This window comes from Serpentinimonas barnesii (genome assembly GCF_000696225.1).
Taxonomy (GTDB): Bacteria; Pseudomonadota; Gammaproteobacteria; order Burkholderiales; family Burkholderiaceae_C; genus Serpentinimonas; species Serpentinimonas barnesii.
Genome location: NZ_BAWN01000058.1, coordinates 1 through 2939 on the forward strand (window position 1 = coordinate 1; position 2939 = coordinate 2939).

Below are 2939 nucleotides of genomic sequence, written 5' to 3' on the forward strand. Positions count from 1 at the left end.
CGACTGCGCGCCAATGATAGTGCGGATTCCCGTGTGAAAGTAGGTCATCGTCAGGCTGTTATGATGGAACCCCGAATTAGGCTTGCGCCCGATTCGGGGTTTTCCTTTATGCATTGCCACACCATGCCACGCTACACCCGCGCCGCCCAATTGCCCGACTTGCTGCGTCAGCGCATCCTGATTCTGGACGGGGCCATGGGCACCATGATTCAGCGCTTTCGCTTGAGCGAGGCCCAGTACCGGGGTGCTGGCGCCGAGCTAGACCCTGGTTTGAGTGCCCGCGTGGCTGCATTGTCCCTAGAACTCAAGGGCAACAACGAGCTTTTGAGCCTGACGCGTCCGGATGTCATCAGCCAAATCCACGCTGGTTACCTAGCTGCTGGGGCCGATATCATCGAAACCAATACCTTCGGGGCCACATCCGTTGCCCAGGACGACTACGGCATGGGCGGCTGGGCGCGTGAAATGAATTTGGTTTCGGCGCAACTGGCGCGCGTCGCGTGTGATCGCTACGCCTCCCCGGAGCAGCCGCGTTTTGTCGCAGGCGCACTGGGGCCTACGCCCAAAACCGCCAGCATCAGCCCCGATGTCAACGACCCCGGGGCGCGCAACGTCACCTTCGACGAACTGGTGCACGCTTACAGCGAGCAGGTGCTGGCGCTGCTCGAGGGTGGGGCCGATTTGCTGCTGGTTGAGACCATTTTCGACACCCTCAACGCCAAGGCGGCGCTGTTTGCTATTGAATCGTGCTTTGAGCAAAGCGGCGAGTGCTTGCCCATCATCATCAGCGGCACCGTGACCGACGCCTCGGGCCGCTTGCTTAGCGGCCAAACGGTGGGGGCGTTTTGGGCCAGTGTGCGCCACGTGCAGCCGTTGGCAATCGGGCTCAACTGCGCGCTGGGCGCAGCGCTGATGAAGCCCTATATTCAGGAACTGGCGCGCCTGGCCCCCGAAACCTTCATCTGCTGCTACCCAAACGCCGGTCTGCCCAACCCCATGAGTGATACCGGCTTTGACGAAACCCCCGAGGTCACGGCGCGACTGCTGCACGAGTTTGCCGCCGAGGGTTTGGTCAATATCGTGGGCGGCTGCTGCGGCACCACGGCCGATCACATCGCGGCCATTGCAGCGGCTGTGCGCTATCAGCCACCGCGGCCGGGGTGGTTGCGGGTATGATGCCCGCATGGATATGGGTGCATTGCATTTCGAAAAGGTCGATGCCCTGCTGCGCCAGGCGGGGGTAACCCTGCCCCCGCCATCTCAAGTTGGGCAGGCGCGTTACCTGCAATCGGTGCTGGACGCCTTGTGCGACCTGTCATCGACCGACGCCCTGACTGGAGTCATGAACCGTCGTGCGTTTTTTAGTGTGCTGGAGCAGGAGCTAGACCGGGTGACGCGGGGTGGAGAACACGCCCTGCTGCTGGCCTTGGACATTGATCACTTCAAACGCGTTAACGACCGCTACGGGCACCCGGCTGGCGATCACGTGCTGCGGGTGGTCACCAAGCGCCTGCGCGAGGCGGTGCGCCCGATGGACAACGTGGCGCGCATTGGTGGCGAGGAGTTTGCCGTCTTGTGCCCGCACTGCCCACCCTCTTTTGCCACCGCAGTCGCGCACCGTGCCCGGGTGGCCATCGAGTCGGCGCCGATTGAGCTGCCGGAGCATGGCCCCATCAGCGTGACGATCAGCGTGGGCGGTGCCTTTGCCTTGCCGTGGGTCAAAGGCGACTTGTCCGATTGGGTGGCGCGAGCCGATCAACAACTCTATCGCGCCAAGCGAGAAGGCCGAAATTGTGTGCGCTTGGAGCCGTATACCAGCGCAGATGTGAGTGCCGAAGAAAAAGGGCTGCTGTTTGGCTGGTCCGCAACCGATGAACAGGTGGCAGACCATGGTCAGAGCGCTTAAGGAATCAGGAATACAGTCATGACGGCCACTCCAACCACCCCCCAAGCACCCGGCGCTGCGGCCCCGGCGGTGCTGCTGCATCCGGTCAAGGGCAAGGTGATCGCGGTCACCAGCGGCAAGGGCGGCGTGGGCAAAACCTTTGTATCCGCCAATCTGGCAGCGGCCCTGACGCGCCGTGGCCTCAAGGTGCTGGTGCTCGACGCCGATCTGGGCTTGGCCAATCTGGATGTGGTGCTCAACCTCTATCCCAAATTAACCTTGCACGATGTGTTCACCGGCAAGTGCGAACTCGAAGACGCCATCATCAAGGCGCCGGGCGGTTTTTCGGTGCTGTTGGCGGGCTCGGGGCTGGTGGAATATTCGCGCCTCACGCCCGAGGTGCGCGATGATTTTCTGCGCCTGATGGAAGACGTGGTGCCGCGCTACGACGTGGTGCTGCTCGACACCGGCGCCGGCATTTCCGATGTGGTGCTGTTTGCCCTCTCGCTGGCCTCCGAAGTGCTGCTGGTGGCCACGCCAGAGCCGACTTCGCTCACCGATGCCTACGCCACCATCAAGGTGCTGAGCACGCAGCAGCGGCGCCAGCGCATACGCTTGGTGGTGAACCAGTCGGCCCGTTCGGGCGATGGCAAGGCCATCACGGCGCAGTTGCAGGCGGTGCTCAATCGCTTTGTCGGCACCGTACCCGGCGCCACTTCGGGTGCCAAGAGCACCCCTACCGTGCGCCTGCATCATGTGGGCGACATTCCGATTGATCAAGCGGTCAAAGACGCCGTGATGCGCCGTCAGTTGCTGCTGCTGCATATGCCCGGTTCACCCGCCAGCGTGGCCTTGGGGCAGATTGCTGCCCGGCTCGAAGAAACGGTGATTCGTGCGGATGAGGCCGTGTAAGCTGACGCTGCCAAAATGGACCATGCAAACGCGCTGCCGCTGAGCGAGCGCATGCAATCACTGGCCGAGACCGAGGAGTTCGGCGCATGTCAAGATAGTTGTCGCCTGAATCATGCAGCCGCCGCCTGAATATGTGCGCCCG

The 2939-nt window shown here is 62.7% G+C and carries 3 protein-coding genes; all 3 read left to right on the forward strand.

The features are described from left to right. Nucleotides 1-123 precede the first annotated feature (123 nt). From SRAH_RS11525 to SRAH_RS11535, 3 genes are read left to right on the forward strand one after another with little or no spacing between them, the layout of a single operon-like run. Complete coding sequence (locus SRAH_RS11525; RefSeq protein ID WP_232841051.1) at nucleotides 124-1176, forward strand: homocysteine S-methyltransferase family protein; 1053 nt, start codon at nucleotides 124-126, stop codon at nucleotides 1174-1176. 7 nt (nucleotides 1177-1183) lie between these two features. Then, nucleotides 1184-1906: a GGDEF domain-containing protein gene (locus SRAH_RS11530; protein WP_029463488.1), complete on the forward strand. Its 723-nt coding sequence runs from the start codon at nucleotides 1184-1186 to the stop codon at nucleotides 1904-1906. Between the two features lie 18 nt (nucleotides 1907-1924). Beyond that, a complete protein-coding gene (locus SRAH_RS11535) occupies nucleotides 1925-2797 on the forward strand; it encodes a MinD/ParA family protein (RefSeq protein WP_029463489.1) in 873 nt (290 codons plus the stop codon). Nucleotides 2798-2939 lie beyond the last annotated feature (142 nt).

Coding starts and splice junctions, on each gene's coding strand:
- SRAH_RS11525 (WP_232841051.1), top strand. CDS start 124: ATGCCACGCTACACCCGCGCCGCCCAATTGCCCGACTTGCTGCGTCAG.
- SRAH_RS11530 (WP_029463488.1), top strand. CDS start 1,184: ATGGATATGGGTGCATTGCATTTCGAAAAGGTCGATGCCCTGCTGCGC.
- SRAH_RS11535 (WP_029463489.1), top strand. CDS start 1,925: ATGACGGCCACTCCAACCACCCCCCAAGCACCCGGCGCTGCGGCCCCG.